Raw genomic sequence first — 15,273 nt, forward strand, 5'->3', positions numbered from 1 at the left:
CTCACCCTTCATTCATTCTATTTTTTGTCATTATACCGGCATTGCGGCGGCGCGGACAATGAAATTCATCACTGCGCATCCGGCGCATGGATATAAAAAAATCGACAGCGGCGATGCGGATGCCGCTGTCGAAATGCGAATCTTCATGCATCTTCCTGCGCTTGCCCGGGAAATGCGTTCAATCATTGACGTTCATGACCCCGAGCGGGCTGTCCTCGCGCACGATGTCCGACAGATCGAAGACCGATATCGGGAAATACGGGAAGCCGAACACGTAAGGCGTAATCTCGTATTGCTGGAAGTACAGCACGAGCGCGCGGTCGGCAATGTAGAAGTCCGTGTCCGGGGTGACGGTCACCTGCGTGTTCTCGTACACGGGGATGTCCCGCCGCCGGACCTGCTCCCGGACCATCTCCGTCAGCCGCTCGAGATACGGGCTGCCGGGCTTGAACAGATCGCCGAGCTTGTGGACGCGCCCCGTATCGGTATCATACGTTCGCGACGTCTGCAGCGTCCGGCCGTGCGCGCCGCCGGTGTAGGCGTAATTGTACAGCGATATGCTGAACACGCCCCGCTCGTTCGTCTTCACTTCGAACCAGCCGAGCATCTCGGCGCGCGGATCGTCGAGCGGTCCCTGCTGCGCTTCCAGCGAACGCTCCGCCTCCTGCAGCGACTGGCGGATGCGGCTCTGCGCCTCCAGATTCGGAAGGCCGCTGATGAACGGCGACCAGATTTCGGTCTTCGGCCGCGTCAGACGGACGGCCTGCACGATGAGGGGCAAACGGAATGCCATGCGCCAATGCACCTGCCTTGAATGGAATGGTACATTCTATGCAGGCGCCCGCCGCGTCATATCCGACCCGTCATCCCCGTTTCCGGCATGTGCCCTGTTACAGCATCGACCGTTCGCGGCCGGTCAGCCGCCGGCCGGCGACATCGAAGACGACGCGCCCTTCGCTCAAGCCGACGATGCGGTCGGCGAATTTCTCCGCCCATTCGAGATTGGACAGCACCGCGACTATGGCAATGCCGCGTTCGCACATCGCCTTCAGATCCGTCAGAATCCGCTCCGCGGAATGCGGATCGAGGCCGGTGACCGGCTCGTCGAGCAGAAGTGCGCGCGCGCCGTGCACGAGCGCCCGGGTGATGGCGACGCGCTGGCGTTCGCCGCCGCTGAGCGCGGACGCTTTCATGTGCGCCTTGTCGAGCAGGCCGACCTGTTCGAGCACATCCATGACACCCATATAGTCATCGTTGCGGACCGAGCCGATCATTCTGCGCCAGAGCGGCGTCTGATACCGCGTGCCGACGAGCGCGTTCTTCAGCGCGGTGCGGTTCGGATTGAGATCGGGCTTTTCTTCCAGATAGGCGATCTCCCGTTTCACGCGCATTTTCGCCTTCCATCCGCCCTTGAACACGTCTTCGCCGTCCAGCAGCAGCCGGCCGCTCGTCCAATTCTCGCGCAGCGCGAGACACTTCAGCAGCATCGACTTGCCGCTGCCGCTCGCCCCGGCCACCGCGGTGAACTGCCCGCGCTCCGCCGTAAAATCGACGTCCGCAAGCACCGTTTTGCCGTCGACAAGCCGTTTGGTCAATTTTCTCGCTTCGATCATGTCGCCCCTCCAACGTCCCAGCTTGCTCAAAAAATAGTCTAAGGGAATCGAGAAATACTTTCCACGCGAACAAATGTTTGCTATAATGGGAACAAGAACAAATGTTCTCCTTATGTATTCCAGGTGATCCGGAGGTGTCGATCATGAGAAGCTGCGAGCATTACCGGTTTATCGAACGCCATCGTCCCTGGCGGGACCTGACGTTCAAGTTCTATTCGGACGGCGCCCTGACCATCATTGACAACGCCTCGGATACCGTCCTCTCGCCCAAGGATCTGAAGGGAGACAGCCTGGATTTCTACGTCAGGAAGCGCATCGCCTTCATCAAGAACGACCTCGCCCGGAAGCGTGCCTTGTATGCGTAACCGGATCCTTGCCGGGACCCGCCGATTTGACTGGCGGGTTCCGATCCGTTAGATTGAGGGAGACCGCAGCTTGCAGGATAAGGCATGGAAAACTGTCAGCAGCCGGAGGCCATATGAGACAGACGATCCTGTTCGACCTTGACGATACGCTTGTTCATTGCAATCGCTATTTCTTCATGGTCATCGACCAGTTCGCGGACTGGATGGCCGACCGGTTCAGGCGGGAAGGTCTCGACCCCGCCGAAGTGCGCCGCGTGCAGGCCGAGATCGACATTGCCGGCGTCCAGATCGTCGGCTTCGACAGCGAGCATTTTCCCCGCTCGTTCGTCGAGACGTACCGGCATTTCGCCGCGCAGTTCGGCGTGAAACCGTCGCGCGACGACGAGGAGACGGTGCGGCGGCTCGGCCGGAGCGTCTACGAGCTGGAGACGGAACCGTATCCGCACATGGAGGAAACGCTGGACCGGCTGAAGGAAGAAGGCCATGAGCTTCATCTGTATACCGGCGGCGATCCGGAGATTCAGCGCCGGAAGATCGACAAGTTCAATCTGCAGCGCTATTTCGGTTCGCGCATCCATATCCGCCGGCACAAGAACGCCGACGCGCTGGAGCAGATTGCCGCATCGTGCGGTTTCGACCGCGGCCGCACCTGGATGATCGGCAATTCGCTGCGCACCGATGTCATCCCCGCGCTGAAGGCCGGCATTCACGCCATCCATGTGCAGGCGGAGACGGAGTGGCAGTACAATATCGCCCGCGTCGACGTCGAGCCGAAGGGCGCTTTCATCCGCCTGAAACAGCTCATAGATGTGCCCGAGGCCATCGCCGGTTACGTCCGCTCGCGGATGGTCCGCTGACAAGGAAGGGCTTGGCACTGCCGTATGGCGCGTCAAGCCCTTGTTGTGGTTTATTCGGGTTCCGGTGCGATTTCGCCGGTCGCCGGGTCGACCAGTCGCAGCCGGCCTTTCGCCTTCGTGCCGTCCGGGAGCGTCAGCACAAGCGGCCTCGTCCTGCCGGATGTCGCCAGCGACGCCGCCATCGCGGCGCTGATCCGCTTGCCGGCGGACTGCTTCCAGATGACGAACCGGCAGCCCTCGCGGTAGCGGGAGCAGCCGTATCCCCGCTTGCCCTCGATGAGCGTGCCGCCGCAGCCCGGGCGCGGACAGGGGGCGATGGCAGCAGGCTGACGCGCCTTGCCGCGGGCGGCGGCGGAACCCGCGGGTTGGGCCGCCGCTTGTGTCCGCCTCGCTCTTCCCTTCTTGCCGGACCGGCCGCCGCGTTCCGGTTCGGCGAATGTGCCCGGCGGCACCGGGCGCTGCATGCGGACGAGCTCGACGATCTTCACCGCGAACCGCCGCACATTGTCCATGAACGGCTCGTCGGACGCTTCGCCGCGCGAAATCTGATGCAGCCGCTGTTCCCAGCGTCCCGTCATCTCCGGCGACGTCAGCAGCTCGACGCCCGCCCCGCGGATCAGCTCGACCGCGGCGACGCCCTTCGGCGTAATCTCGATTGCCCGGCCTCTGATCGCGGCATACCCGACCTGCTTCAGCCGCTCGATCGTCGCGGCGCGGGTCGCGGGCGTGCCAAGACCGGTCTCCTTCATCGCCTCGCGCAGGTCTTCGTCCTCGATCATCCGGCCCGCCGATTCCATCGCCTTCAGCAGCGTGCCTTCGGTGTACGGCTTGGGCGGCTTGGTCGTTTTCTCCGCGATGTCGACGGCTTCGCACCGGACCGGCGCATCGGGATTCAGCGTGAAGCCGCCGGTGACAAGCTGCGTTCCGTCTTCGTCGTCTTCTCCTTCCCGGCTGCCGTGTCTTCCCTTCTTGCCGTTCCCGCCGTCATCCGTCTCGAGCACCGCTTTCCAGCCGGCGTCAAGCTGTTCCTTGACCGTCGTCTTGAACGTCTCGTCCGCCGCTTCCGTCACGATCTCATGCACCCGGTAAACGGCCGGCGGGTAATAATGGGACAGGAACCGGCGCACGATCATATCGTAAAGCTTGCGCTCGTCGGGCGTCAGGCTGCCCGGCTTTTTCGGCGTCGGAAGTATCGCGTGGTGATCTTCCACCTTCGCCGGATTGCAGACCGCCTTGTTGCCGCGGTGGACAAGCCGCATGTCGGCTCCGGCGGCAACCCGGGTGTACGGTTCGAGCTCCCGCAGCATGGCAAGCGCCTTGTGCATGTACGGAATGTTTTCCTCCGTGACATAGCGGGAACTGGTGCGCGGGTAAGTGATGACCTGGTGCCGTTCGTACAGCGATTGGGCGAGGTCGAGCGTTTTCTTGGCGGAAAAACCGTACTTCGCGTTCGCCTCCCGCTGCAGCAGCGTCAGGTCATAAAGCCGGTATGGATATTCCTTCTGCTCGCTTACGTCATATTCGGCGATCCGGCCGGTCCGGCCCGCGGCCTTCGCGGCGATCGCCTCCGCCGCCTCGCGGCTCGTCAGCCGCTCGCCCGTCCGGATGCCGCGATAGGCCGTATTTCCGGAGAGAAACCGCCCGTGAACGGTGTAGTAGACTTCCGGCCGGAACGCTTCGATCTCCTTGTGCCGCTCATAGAGCAGGGCGAGCACGGGCGTCTGAACGCGTCCGGCGGACAGCAGCGTGCGGTGACGGATTGTAAACGCCCGCGAGGCGTTCATCCCGATCAGCCAGTCCGCCTGGCTGCGCGCCCGCGCCGCCCGCGTCAGCGCGTCGAACTCGCGGTCGCTTCGCAGCTCGGCGAAGCCGCGGCGGATCGTCTCCGGCGTCAGGTCGGATATCCAGAGCCGGTCGACGGGATGATGCAGCTTCAAATATTCCCGGATCAAATGGAAAATGAGCTGCCCTTCCCGGCCCGCGTCGCAGGCGTTCACGATGCGGTCGCACCGTTTCGCCAGCTCCGCGATGACCTTGAGCTGATCTTTCGTCTTCGGGTTCGGTTGCAGCTTGAATGCCGCGGGCAGAATCGGCAAATCTTCGTCCCGCCACTTCTTGTATTTGGCGTCGTAGCTTTCGGGTTCGGCGAGGCTGACCAGATGGCCGATCGCCCAGGTAATGATGTAGCGTTCGCCCTCCAGATAGCCTTGCCGCCGGGCGGCGCCCGGTTCGATGACGCGGGCGATCGTCCGGCCCATGTCCGGTTTCTCCGCGATGACGAGTGTCTTCACCCGCTTGTAACCGCTCCTTCCCCGCCGCCTGACAAGTATTGTTCCATGGTGCTGAACAGGGCGTTCACGCCGCGATGCCAGAGCGGATCTTCGGCGTATTCCCGGTTGATCCATTCGAACGGATCGACGCCCGCCGGCCGCTCCCGGCTGAGCCGGATGATCGTGCGGGCGGCGACTTCCGCCGAATGGGCAGTCGTCGTATTGAATTCCTGCCAGCTGTGATACACGTTGAACGGATTGTTGGCGATCAGTTCGGCTTGCGGGTGATCCTCGGGCACGAATCCCTGTTCCTGGCCGGTAATCGCGAACAGGAGCAGCGGATGGATGTCGAATTCATACGCCGTATCCATGATCGTCGAAAAATAAGGTTCATGCCGCAGCAGCGAATGGCGCGTGGCGAGGTACTCCCGCAGCTTGTCCGCATCGATCTCCTTGTAGCGAAACCGTACCGGCAGCTCGTTGCCCTCGACCCGGCTCGGGCTCGGCGTCAGCGTATAGTCGTAGGACACGGATTCGGGCATCGGCGGAGGAAATGCCGACATTCCGTTCTTTTTCGAAGCGGCCGTAATACCGTATGCCGACATGCCGACGGCGAGCAGCGCCGCGAGCGCCGCATAATGCCAGCGCATGGGTCGCGCCGGCTGGTCCGGCTGTCCGGAGGCGTGGTCCGGCTGCTTCGGGAACGGCACGACGACGGCCCCGGACGAATGTTCCGCAGCCGCCGCGGAAGCCGGAGACCAGCGGCCGGCATCGGAGGCCCGGCAGGCCGCGTCTTCCGTGTGCTCCGCTGCCGCCGTCCGCAGGGCGTCCCAGGCCTGCAAGCCGTTGTCGGCGCCGGCGAGGGCCGATTCGAGCGTCTCTGCCGTGATTGCCGGGCCGAGCCGTTCGGCCGCCCAGGCTTGCAGCGCGCGCAAATGATCCGGTTCGCGCCAATCAATCCGCATGATCTGCTCGAGCACGTCCGCGGCCGCGACCGGCCGCCGGCCGGCAAGCACGACATGGCGGATGAGCGCGTCCGTCACCCGGCGCCGCAGCGGGCCCTCGAAAGCCGGCAACTGCCGTTCGATGGCGCGCCGCACGGCGTCCGCGACGATCTCCGCATGCCGCTCGCCGGGCAGCGAAGCATATTTCGTTCGCACATAACTCCGGATTCTGCCGACGTCCCCCGGCGTCAGGATCAGCACGTCTCCGCCCGACACAAGCTACCGCTCCCTTGCGCTGCTGTTGGTACATGTTGCGAGTGTTATTGCTGCTCCTGATTCTACCATATTTCAAGGCGGCAGCGTAAGAGCTTGAGAGAATGCCGGGTGCAGGATGCCGCTGCTGCGCGGCATGGCGTCCGGAGCGCCATGGTGTCGGGTCCGCCGCAGCTCATGCCCCCAAGCAAAACGGGACCGCCCGAAAGTCATCCGCAACGGTGACTCCCGGGTCGGTCCCTCCGTCATGCGCCGCGCATCACGGCAGCTGCGTCGACCCCATCAGATAGCGGTCCACTTCGCGCGCCGCCTCGCGGCCTTCGTTGATCGCCCACACGACCAAGCTCTGGCCGCGGCGCATGTCGCCGGCGGCGAACACCTTCTCGATGTTCGTGCGGTACTTGCCGTATTCCGCCTTTACGTTCGAGCGGCGGTCCGTCTCCAGCCCGAGCTGCTCGATCAGCGTCCGCTCCGGCCCTTCGAAGCCGACCGCGATCAACACGAGATCGGCCTTCCACACCCGCTCGGTGCCGGGAATTTCCTTGTAGATCTTGCGCCCCGTCTCGTCGACGATCCGCTCGATCCCGACCGTGTGCAGCTCCTTCACATGGCCGTTCTCATCGCCGACGAACTTCTTCGTCAGCACCGAGAACGCCCGCGGATCTTCGCCGAACAGCGCCTTCGCTTCCTCGTGCGCGTAATCGAGCGTATAGACGTTCGGAAATTGCGGCCACGGATTCGCAACCGGGTCCCGCGACAGCGGCGCCCGGGCATGGGTGCCGAACTGCGTAACCGAGCGGCAGCCGTGGCGCAGCGCCGTTGCGACGCAGTCCGTGCCGGTATCGCCGCCGCCGATGACGATGACGTCCTTATCCTTCGCGTCGATATAATTGCCGTCCTTCAGACCGCTGTCCAGGAAGCTTTTGATCGTCGCGTTCAGGAAATCCATCGCCATGTGGATGCCCTTCAGTTGCCGCCCTTCGATGTCGACGTCGCGCGCCTTCGTCGCGCCGCCGCACAGGACGACGGCGTCGTATTCCTCGACCAGTTTCTGCGCCGGAATATCGCGGCCGATCTCCGTGTTCGTGATGAACTCAATGCCTTCCGCTTTGAGCAGATTGACGCGGCGTTCGACGATCGACTTGTCGAGCTTCATCGTCGGAATGCCGTAGGTGAGCAGCCCGCCGATCCGGTCGGCCCGCTCGTACACCGTCACATCGTGTCCGGCCTTGTTCAGCTGCGCAGCCGCGGCGAGTCCGGCCGGACCCGACCCGACGACCGCCACGCGCTTGCCGGTCCGCTTCTGCGGCGGCTGCGGCACAATCCAGCCTTCCTCGAAGCCCCGGTCGACGATCGCCTGCTCGATCGTCTTGATCGCAACCGGCTCGCCGATCAGCCCGACCGTGCAAGAGCCTTCGCACGGCGCCGGGCAGACCCGGCCCGTGAACTCGGGAAAATTGTTCGTCTTGTGCAGCCGGTCAAGCGCCTCGCGCCACAGTCCGCGGTACACGAGGTTGTTCCATTCCGGAATGAGGTTGTGCAGCGGACAGCCGGATACGCCGCCGGCCAGTTCGATGCCGGTATGGCAGTAGGGCGTGCCGCAATCCATGCAGCGCGCGCCCTGCGTGCGCAGCTGCTCCTCGTCCATGTGAAGGTGAAATTCATACCAGTCGCGGACCCGCTCGAGCGGATCGCGGTCTCTCGGAATTTCGCGTTTGTATTCCATGAATCCGGTCGGCGTGGACATCGGTATTCCCCTTTCCAGCGGCCCCGCCATCGGTCTTGTCCGACCGAACGCGGTCTGGCCGCGCTTCGCGGCAGTTCTCGATAATCCTAATCGTACCATCCCGCGGCGCCGATCATAATGGATTATCCGCACAACTATTTGCACTTCATGACGAAGGCCGGGAAAAGGGGATGGGTTATTCGTCAACCGGTTTGCGCACGTAAGTGTTGAATCGGAACGAATAGACGTGGCGCTCGTCCGCCGGGTGCTGTTCACTCTCCACAAGCACCCATTCGGCCGGATTCCATTCCGGGAACCGGGCGTCGCCCTCCACTTCCGCATCGACTTCCGTCAGCAGCATCCGGTCGGCATGGGGCAGAAACCAGCGGTACACTTCCGCCCCGCCCGCCACCATCAGTTCCCCGTCTCCGTAACGCGACAGCGCCTCTTCCACCGAATGGACGACTTCGCAGCCGTCCGGCCGGTAATCCGCCTGACGCGTCAGCACGACGTTCAGACGGTTCTTCAAAGGTCCGCCCGGCAGCGACTCGAACGTCCGTCTTCCCATCAAGACGGTGCGGCCGAGCGTCGACCGCATGAAAAATTTCAAGTCATCCGGCAGCCTCCACGGCAGCCCGTTGTCCTGTCCGATGACGCGGTTGCGCGCCATGGCGGCGATCAGCGTAATCGTCATGTCAACCTCCGGCAGCAATCTGCATAAACCAACCGTTTCTCACACGGCGACGGGCGCCTTGATCGCGGGATGCGGGTCGTAACCTTCGACGGCGATGTCGTCCATCTCGTAGTCGAAGACCGACTTCACATCCGGATTCAGACGGAGCGTCGGCAGCGGCCGCGGATCGCGGGACAGCTGCGTCCGCACCTGATCGATATGGTTGAGATAGATGTGCGCGTCGCCGATCGTATGGACGAATTCGCCGGCCGTAAGGCCGCATTCCCGGGCGATCATGTGCGTCAGCAGCGCGTAGCTCGAGATGTTGAACGGCACGCCCAGAAACAAGTCGCCGCTCCGCTGGTAGAGCTGGCACGACAGCCGCCCGTTTGCGACCCAGAACTGGAACAGGACGTGGCACGGCGGCAGCGCCGCCCGTTCCGGCACCGCGTCTTCCGGCGACCAGGCCGTCACGATCAGCCGGCGCGAATCGGGATTGCGCTTGATCTCGTCAATGACATTGCGCAGCTGATCGATCGTCTCGCCGCGCGACGTCTCCCAGCGGCGCCACTGCTTCCCGTAGACATTGCCCAGCTCGCCGTATTTCGCGGCGAACTCGTCGTCTTCGAGGATGCGGCGCTTGAAAATCGCTTCCTGCTCCTCGTACAGCTTCGCGAACGCCGGGTCTTGCTGCGCGCGCAGCCCGAAATTCGTCATGTCGGGACCGTCGTATTCCGGGCTTTCCACCCAGCGCTTGAACGCCCACTCGTTCCAGATGTTGTTGTTGTGCTGCAGCAGATAGCGGATATTCGTGTCGCCGCGGATGAACCAGAGCAGCTCATTCGCCACCAGCCGGAACGCCACCCTCTTGGTCGTCAGCAGCGGAAATCCTTCCCCGAGATCAAAACGCATCTGACAGCCGAACACCGACAGCGTTCCCGTCCCCGTCCGGTCTTCCTTGCGCACGCCGTTCTTCAGCACGTGATCCAACAGATCAAGATATGCTCTCTCGTTCTTGCTCATTGCTCGCCCTCCGCCATGACCATTGATATCCCTATTGTACCATGTTTCGGACGGGGCCGGTTGAAATGTTGCGGAACGCCGGCTATTTTCCGCTCCTTCTCCGCCTGCGCTCCTGCCGCTGCGCATGCCGCTCTTCCGCGGACTCGTGCAGCCGGCGTTCCTCCTCCGTCTCGGGGTAGACCTCCGGGACGGGCGCCGGCCTGCCGTCTTCCCCGAGCGCCACGCCGGTGAGGAACGCCGTGACGGTCGTCTGCCGCTCGCCGGTATACGGCTGTTCGGAGTCGACCTTCACATAGATTTCCATCGACGACCGGAACGTCCGGGTGACGAACGCCTCGAGCTGGATCACTTCGCCGAGCCGGATCGGCTTCAGGAAGTCCATGCTGTCGCTCGACGCGGTGACGACCGGCTTGCGCGCATGCCGCATTCCGGCAATCGCCGCCGTCTTGTCGATGTATTCCATCAGCTTGCCGCCGAACATCGTGCCGTGATGATTCGTGTCCTGCGGGAAGACGAGCTGTGTCATGATCGTTCGGGACGCGCCGCATGGCTTGCGGTCTTGCGCACTTTCCATCGGGCTCTCTCCTTTCTCTGCCAAAAAACAAAAGGAGGAACCGCCGACTGCGGCAGTCCTCCCCCATGTTCTCGATTATGGCTCTCCGTCAACGGACGATCGCGTGGATCGGATGGCCGAGCGCCACTTCGGCCGCTTCCATGACCATCTCGCCGAGCGTCGGATGCGCGTGGATCGTCAAGGCCACATCTTCCAGCGTGGCGCCCATCTCGATCGCCAGGCCCATCTCGGCGATCAGGTTGGACGCTTCATGGCCGGCAACCTGCGCGCCGAGCAGCAGGCCCGTTTCCGCGTCCGCGACAAGCTTCACGAAGCCTTCGGCGGCGCCGAGCGACACGGCGCGGCCGTTCGCGCCGTACGAGAAGCGGCCGACCTTCGTCTTGTAGCCTTGCGCCTTCGCTTCGGCGTCGGTCAGGCCGACGCTCGCGCATTCCGGATCGGAGAAGCAGACCGCCGGAATGCAGCGGTAGTCCACTTTGCTCGGCAGGCCGGCGATCGCATCGGCCGCGACCTTCGCCTCGTACGTCGCCTTGTGCGCAAGCGCCGGACCCGGCACGATATCGCCGATCGCGTAGATGTGCGGAATGTTGGTGCGGCATTGATCGTCGACTTCGACGAGGCCGCGGTCCGTCAGCTTGATGCCGATCAGATCGAGGCCAAGCTCGCCGTCGGTGTTCGGACGGCGTCCGACCGTAACCAGCAGGTAGTCGGCCGTCACTTTCTTCTCTTCGCCGCCGACCGTGAACGTCACCGTCACATCCTTGTCGGTCTGTTCGGCCGATTGCGCCTGCGCGCCGGTGTAGACGTCGACGTTCGACGACGCCAGTTTCTTCGCCACAAGCCGCGACATTTCCGGATCGAAGCCGGGCAGGATCGTGTCCGCGCCTTCGATGACCGTTACCTTCGTACCGAACTTCGCATACATTTGGCCGAGTTCGATGCCGATGTAGCCGCCGCCGATGACGACCAGGCTTTGCGGCCGCTCCGGCAGCGACAGCGCCTCGGTCGACGACAGGATGCGGCCGCCGAACGGGAATGCCTTCAGCTCGATCGGCCGGGAGCCGGTCGCGATGATGCAATGTTTGAACCGGTAGCGCGGCGATTCCTGCTCATTGAACACGCGCGCTTCGTGCTCGTTGATGAACATCACTTCGCCGCTGAAGAACTGCACTTTGTTCCCCTTGAGCAGCGCGCCCACGCCACCGGTCATTTTGGACACGACACTATTCTTGTGCTCCTGCACTTTCGCCCAGTTGACGGACGGTTCGCCGGCCTCAATGCCGAACTGAGCCGCGTGCTTGACCGCTTCATACTGATGCGCGGCCGAAATGAGCGCCTTCGACGGAATGCAGCCGACGTTCAGACATACGCCGCCGACATACTGCTTGTCGACGCACAGGACGGAGAACCCGAGCTGCGCGGCGCGGATGGCGGCTGCATAGCCGCCAGGGCCGGCGCCGATGACGAGCACGTCGATATCGAGGGATGCGTCGCCCACGACCATCGGTTACACCTCCATGACCAGCAGTTCCGGATCGCCGAGGAGCTGCTTGATGTAGTTCAGGAAATTTTGCGCCGTGGCGCCGTCGATCAGCCGGTGGTCGAAGCTGAGCGAGAGTGCGAGCACCGGCGCGGCGACGATCTCCCCGCCGCGGACGATCGGTTTCTCCGCGATGCGGCCCGTGCCGAGAATCGCGACTTCCGGATAGTTGATGACCGGCGTGAAGAACATGCCGCCCGCCGAGCCGATGTTCGTGATCGTCATCGTGCTGCCGCGCAGCTCATGCGGCGCGAGCTTGCCTTCGCGGCCGCGCGCCGCCAGGTCGCGGATCTCGTCCGCGATCATCCAGATGCTCTTCCGGTCGGCGTCCGCGACGACCGGCACGATCAGGCCGGCATCCGTATCCGTCGCGATGCCGATGTTGTAGTACTTCTTGTAGACGATCTCCTGCGTCTCTTCGTCGAGCGACGCATTCATGATCGGATACTCGCGCAACGCGGCGACGAGCGCCTTCACGATGAACGGCAGATACGTCAGCTTGACGCCCTTCTTCTCCGCGAGCGGCTTCGCCTTCGCGCGCAGTTCGACGAGCTTCGTCACGTCGACTTCGTCCATCAGCGTCACGTGCGGCGCGGTATAGACCGACTTCACCATCGCGTTCGCGATCGCCTTGCGAATGCCCTTGAGCGGCACGCGTTCCTCGACGCGAGATCCCGCCGGTACTGCCGCCGCTGCTGTCGGCAGGGCCTGAGCCGCCTCCGCAGCCGGAGCTGCCGGCGCCGCACCGCCCGCCGCCGCGCGGTCTACGTCTTCGCGCGTAATTCGGCCGTTCTTGCCCGTGCCGGTTACCTGCGTCAGATCGACGCCTTTCTCGCGCGCGTATTTGCGTACGCCCGGCGTCGCGAGCACCAGGCCGCCCGCCTTGGGCGCTTCGGCCGCCGCAGGTGCCGCAGGCGCGGGCGGCGCCGACGGCGCGCTTGCTCCCGGCGTTGCCGCCGAAGCCTCCGGTGCCGGCGCCTGGGAGCCTTGCGACTCGCCGCCGGCGGACGGTGCCTGCTCCGGCACGTCGCCTTCGGCTTCAATGACGGCGACGACTTCGCCGACATGGCAGACCTGCCCGTCCTTGACGAGCACTTCCAGCACGGTGCCGTTCACCGGGCACGGCACTTCGACGATCGCCTTGTCGTTCTGCACTTCCATGATGATGTCGTCATCGGTGACCTTGTCGCCGGGCTTGATGTTGATTTTGATAATCTCGCCTTCGTGCAGTCCTTCGCCCAGCTCCGGGAACCGGTATTCGAATCTTGCCACTGGCCTTATCCTCCTCGATTAGAACTCCAGCACTTTGCGGACCGCTTTCGCGATGCGCGCCGGCGTCGGAAGCCAGATGTCCTCGATCTGCGCGAACGGATAGACCGTATCCGGTCCCGCCACGCGGAGCACGGGCGCTTCCAGGTGAAGAATCGCCAGCTCGTTGATCCGTGCGATAATTTCGGCAGCGGCGCCGGCCGATTTCTGCGCTTCCTGGACGACGATCGCCCGATTCGTCTTCTTGATCGACTCCACGATCGTGTCCGTATCCAGCGGGACAAGCGTGCGCAGGTCGATGACTTCCGCCGAAACGCCTTCCTTCGCCAGTTCGTCGGCCGCCTTCAGCGCCGTGTGCACCATCAGGCCGTAGGCGATGATCGTCACGTCCTTGCCCTCGCGGACGACGTTCGCCTTGCCGAGCTCGATCGTATATTCGCCTTCCGGCACTTCCTGACGAAACGCATGGTACAGATTGAGATGTTCCATGAAGAAGACCGGATCGTTGTCGCGGATCGCCGAGATCAGAAGGCCCTTCGCATCATACGGGTTGGACGGCACGACGACCTTGATGCCCGGCGTCTGCAGCGCCAGACCTTCCAGCGCGTCGGTGTGCAGCTCCGCCGCCTTGACCCCGCCGCCCCACGGCGTACGGAAGACGATCGGCGCGTTGTACCGGCCGCCGGAACGGTAGCGCATGCGCGCCGCCTGCACGAACATCTGGTCCATCGCTTCAAAAATGAATCCGATAAACTGAATCTCCGCGATCGGCCGGAAACCTTGCACGCCGAGGCCTACCGCCATGCCGGCGATGGCCGACTCGGCGAGCGGCGTGTCGAACACCCGGTCCTCTCCGAATTCCGCCTGCAGCCCTTCGGTCGCCCGGAATACGCCGCCGACCTTGCCGACGTCTTCACCGAACACCAGCACGTTCGGATCGCGCTGCAGCTCCGTGCGGATGGCGTCGCGGATCGCTTCTTTCATATTCATCTGCGCCATGGTCGCTGGTTCCTCCCCGTTTACTCGAAATCGGCTTTCTGTTCCTCAAGATGCTTCGGCGTCGTCTCGAACATCGAATCGATCAGGCCGGCAACCGTCATTTTTTCGACCGACTCCGCCTTCTTGATCTGTTCGTTCACGACCGACTTCGCCTCTTCCCGGACGCGCGCGGTCTCTTCTTCTGACCACAGCCCCTTCGCCTCGAGATAGCGGCCGAACCGGATGAGCGGGTCTTTCTCCGCCCACTCGCCTTCTTCGTCTTTCGTGCGGTATTTCGTCGCGTCGTCGGCCATCGAGTGCGGACGGTAGCGGTACGTCAGCAGCTCAAGCAGCGTCGCGCCTTCCCCGCCCCGCGCCCGTTCCGCCGCTTCGCGGACGGCGTGGATAACGGCAAGCACGTCCATGCCGTCAACCTGCACGCCGCGGATGCCGGCCGCGATCGCCTTGTGCGCGATCGACAGCGCCGCCGTCTGCTTCTCGAAGGGCGTCGTGATCGCATACCGGTTGTTCTGCACGATGAACAGGGCCGGCAGCTTGTACACGCCGGCGAAGTTCAACGCTTCATAGAAGTCGCCTTCCGACGATCCGCCGTCGCCCGTGTACGCGACGGCGACGCGCTTCTCGCCGCGCTTCTTGAACGCCATTGCGACGCCGACGGCATGCAGCACCTGCGCGCCGATGATGATCTGCGGCATAAGCACATGCACGTCTTCCGGAATCTGCCCGCCGTGCTGATGGCCGCGGGAATACAGGAACGCCTGGTACAGCGGCAGTCCGTGCCAGACGAGCTGCGGCATGTCGCGGTAACCCGGACAGATGAAGTCGTCGCGGTTCAGCGCATACTCGCTGCCGACCATGGACGCTTCCTGGCCGGATACCGGCGCGTAGAATCCGAGCCTCCCCTGACGGCCCAGGTTGACCGCCCGCTCGTCCCAGGTGCGCGTGAACACCATGCGGTACATGATCTCGCGCAGCTGATCGTCCGTCAGTTCCGGCACAAGATCCGGCTGGAGAATTTCGCCTTCGGGCGACAGAATGGAGAGCGGCGTAACCGGCTCCGTCTGCACTTCGTACGGCAGCTTGCTCATCGTATCGTTCACCTCATCGATGAATTGAAATCCGCAAGGACTCTGTTATAGAATCATTA

At 63.5% G+C, this 15,273-nt stretch carries 15 protein-coding genes; 2 read left to right on the top strand and 13 right to left on the bottom strand.

Annotated elements, in window-relative coordinates:
- Position 1: 1 nt before the first annotated feature.
- The 3 genes from THECO_RS21675 to THECO_RS08335 form a co-directional block, all read right to left on the bottom strand.
- Positions 2-151 carry a hypothetical protein gene (locus THECO_RS21675; RefSeq protein WP_157373553.1) on the bottom strand — a complete coding sequence of 50 codons (150 nt, stop codon included), beginning with the start codon at positions 149-151 and terminating at the stop codon, positions 2-4.
- 27 nt (positions 152-178) lie between these two features.
- Positions 179-793: a DUF3298 and DUF4163 domain-containing protein gene (locus THECO_RS08330; protein ID WP_015254589.1), complete on the bottom strand. Its 615-nt coding sequence runs from the start codon at positions 791-793 to the stop codon at positions 179-181.
- 97 nt (positions 794-890) lie between these two features.
- Positions 891-1,613 (bottom strand): phosphonate ABC transporter ATP-binding protein, encoded by a 723-nt coding sequence (locus tag THECO_RS08335; protein WP_015254590.1) that lies wholly within the window; start codon positions 1,611-1,613, stop codon positions 891-893.
- Positions 1,614-1,756: 143 nt separating this feature from the next.
- Here THECO_RS08335 and THECO_RS08340 point away from each other — a divergent pair, with 143 nt between their 5' ends.
- Positions 1,757-1,978, top strand: a complete 222-nt coding sequence (locus THECO_RS08340) for a hypothetical protein (RefSeq protein ID WP_015254591.1) — start codon at positions 1,757-1,759, stop codon at positions 1,976-1,978.
- A 113-nt stretch (positions 1,979-2,091) separates the two neighbouring features.
- Positions 2,092-2,835, top strand: a complete 744-nt coding sequence (locus THECO_RS08345; protein ID WP_015254592.1) for an HAD family hydrolase — start codon at positions 2,092-2,094, stop codon at positions 2,833-2,835.
- 50 nt (positions 2,836-2,885) lie between these two features.
- On the opposite strand, the gene THECO_RS08350 is transcribed toward THECO_RS08345, so the two are convergent.
- From THECO_RS08350 to pdhA, 10 genes are all read right to left on the bottom strand, one after another.
- A complete protein-coding gene (locus tag THECO_RS08350) occupies positions 2,886-5,126 on the bottom strand; it encodes a type IA DNA topoisomerase (protein WP_015254593.1) in 2,241 nt (746 codons plus the stop codon).
- Entirely contained in the window at positions 5,123-6,325 is a 1,203-nt protein-coding gene (locus tag THECO_RS20530; RefSeq protein ID WP_015254594.1) for a hypothetical protein, read from the bottom strand. Before THECO_RS20530 ends, THECO_RS08350 begins: the two co-directional genes overlap by 4 nt.
- A gap of 256 nt (positions 6,326-6,581) precedes the next feature.
- Complete coding sequence (locus THECO_RS08360) at positions 6,582-8,069, bottom strand: glutamate synthase subunit beta (protein ID WP_041853858.1); 1,488 nt, start codon at positions 8,067-8,069, stop codon at positions 6,582-6,584.
- A 175-nt stretch (positions 8,070-8,244) separates the two neighbouring features.
- Positions 8,245-8,742, bottom strand: a complete 498-nt coding sequence (locus THECO_RS08365) for a dihydrofolate reductase (RefSeq protein ID WP_015254596.1) — start codon at positions 8,740-8,742, stop codon at positions 8,245-8,247.
- 39 nt (positions 8,743-8,781) lie between these two features.
- Complete coding sequence (locus tag THECO_RS08370; protein ID WP_015254597.1) at positions 8,782-9,744, bottom strand: thymidylate synthase; 963 nt, start codon at positions 9,742-9,744, stop codon at positions 8,782-8,784.
- Between the two features lie 82 nt (positions 9,745-9,826).
- Positions 9,827-10,318: an acyl-CoA thioesterase gene (locus THECO_RS08375; protein ID WP_015254598.1), complete on the bottom strand. Its 492-nt coding sequence runs from the start codon at positions 10,316-10,318 to the stop codon at positions 9,827-9,829.
- An 88-nt stretch (positions 10,319-10,406) separates the two neighbouring features.
- On the bottom strand, positions 10,407-11,822 hold the full coding sequence (gene lpdA, locus THECO_RS08380; protein ID WP_015254599.1) for a dihydrolipoyl dehydrogenase: 1,416 nt from the start codon (positions 11,820-11,822) through the stop codon (positions 10,407-10,409).
- A gap of 3 nt (positions 11,823-11,825) precedes the next feature.
- Positions 11,826-13,130: a dihydrolipoamide acetyltransferase family protein gene (locus THECO_RS08385; protein ID WP_015254600.1), complete on the bottom strand. Its 1,305-nt coding sequence runs from the start codon at positions 13,128-13,130 to the stop codon at positions 11,826-11,828.
- A gap of 18 nt (positions 13,131-13,148) precedes the next feature.
- Positions 13,149-14,126: an alpha-ketoacid dehydrogenase subunit beta gene (locus THECO_RS08390; protein ID WP_015254601.1), complete on the bottom strand. Its 978-nt coding sequence runs from the start codon at positions 14,124-14,126 to the stop codon at positions 13,149-13,151.
- A gap of 20 nt (positions 14,127-14,146) precedes the next feature.
- A complete protein-coding gene (gene pdhA / locus THECO_RS08395) occupies positions 14,147-15,214 on the bottom strand; it encodes a pyruvate dehydrogenase (acetyl-transferring) E1 component subunit alpha (protein ID WP_015254602.1) in 1,068 nt (355 codons plus the stop codon).
- Positions 15,215-15,273 lie beyond the last annotated feature (59 nt).

It is taken from the genome of Thermobacillus composti KWC4 (assembly GCF_000227705.2).
Lineage (GTDB): Bacteria > Bacillota > Bacilli > Paenibacillales > Paenibacillaceae > Thermobacillus > Thermobacillus xylanilyticus.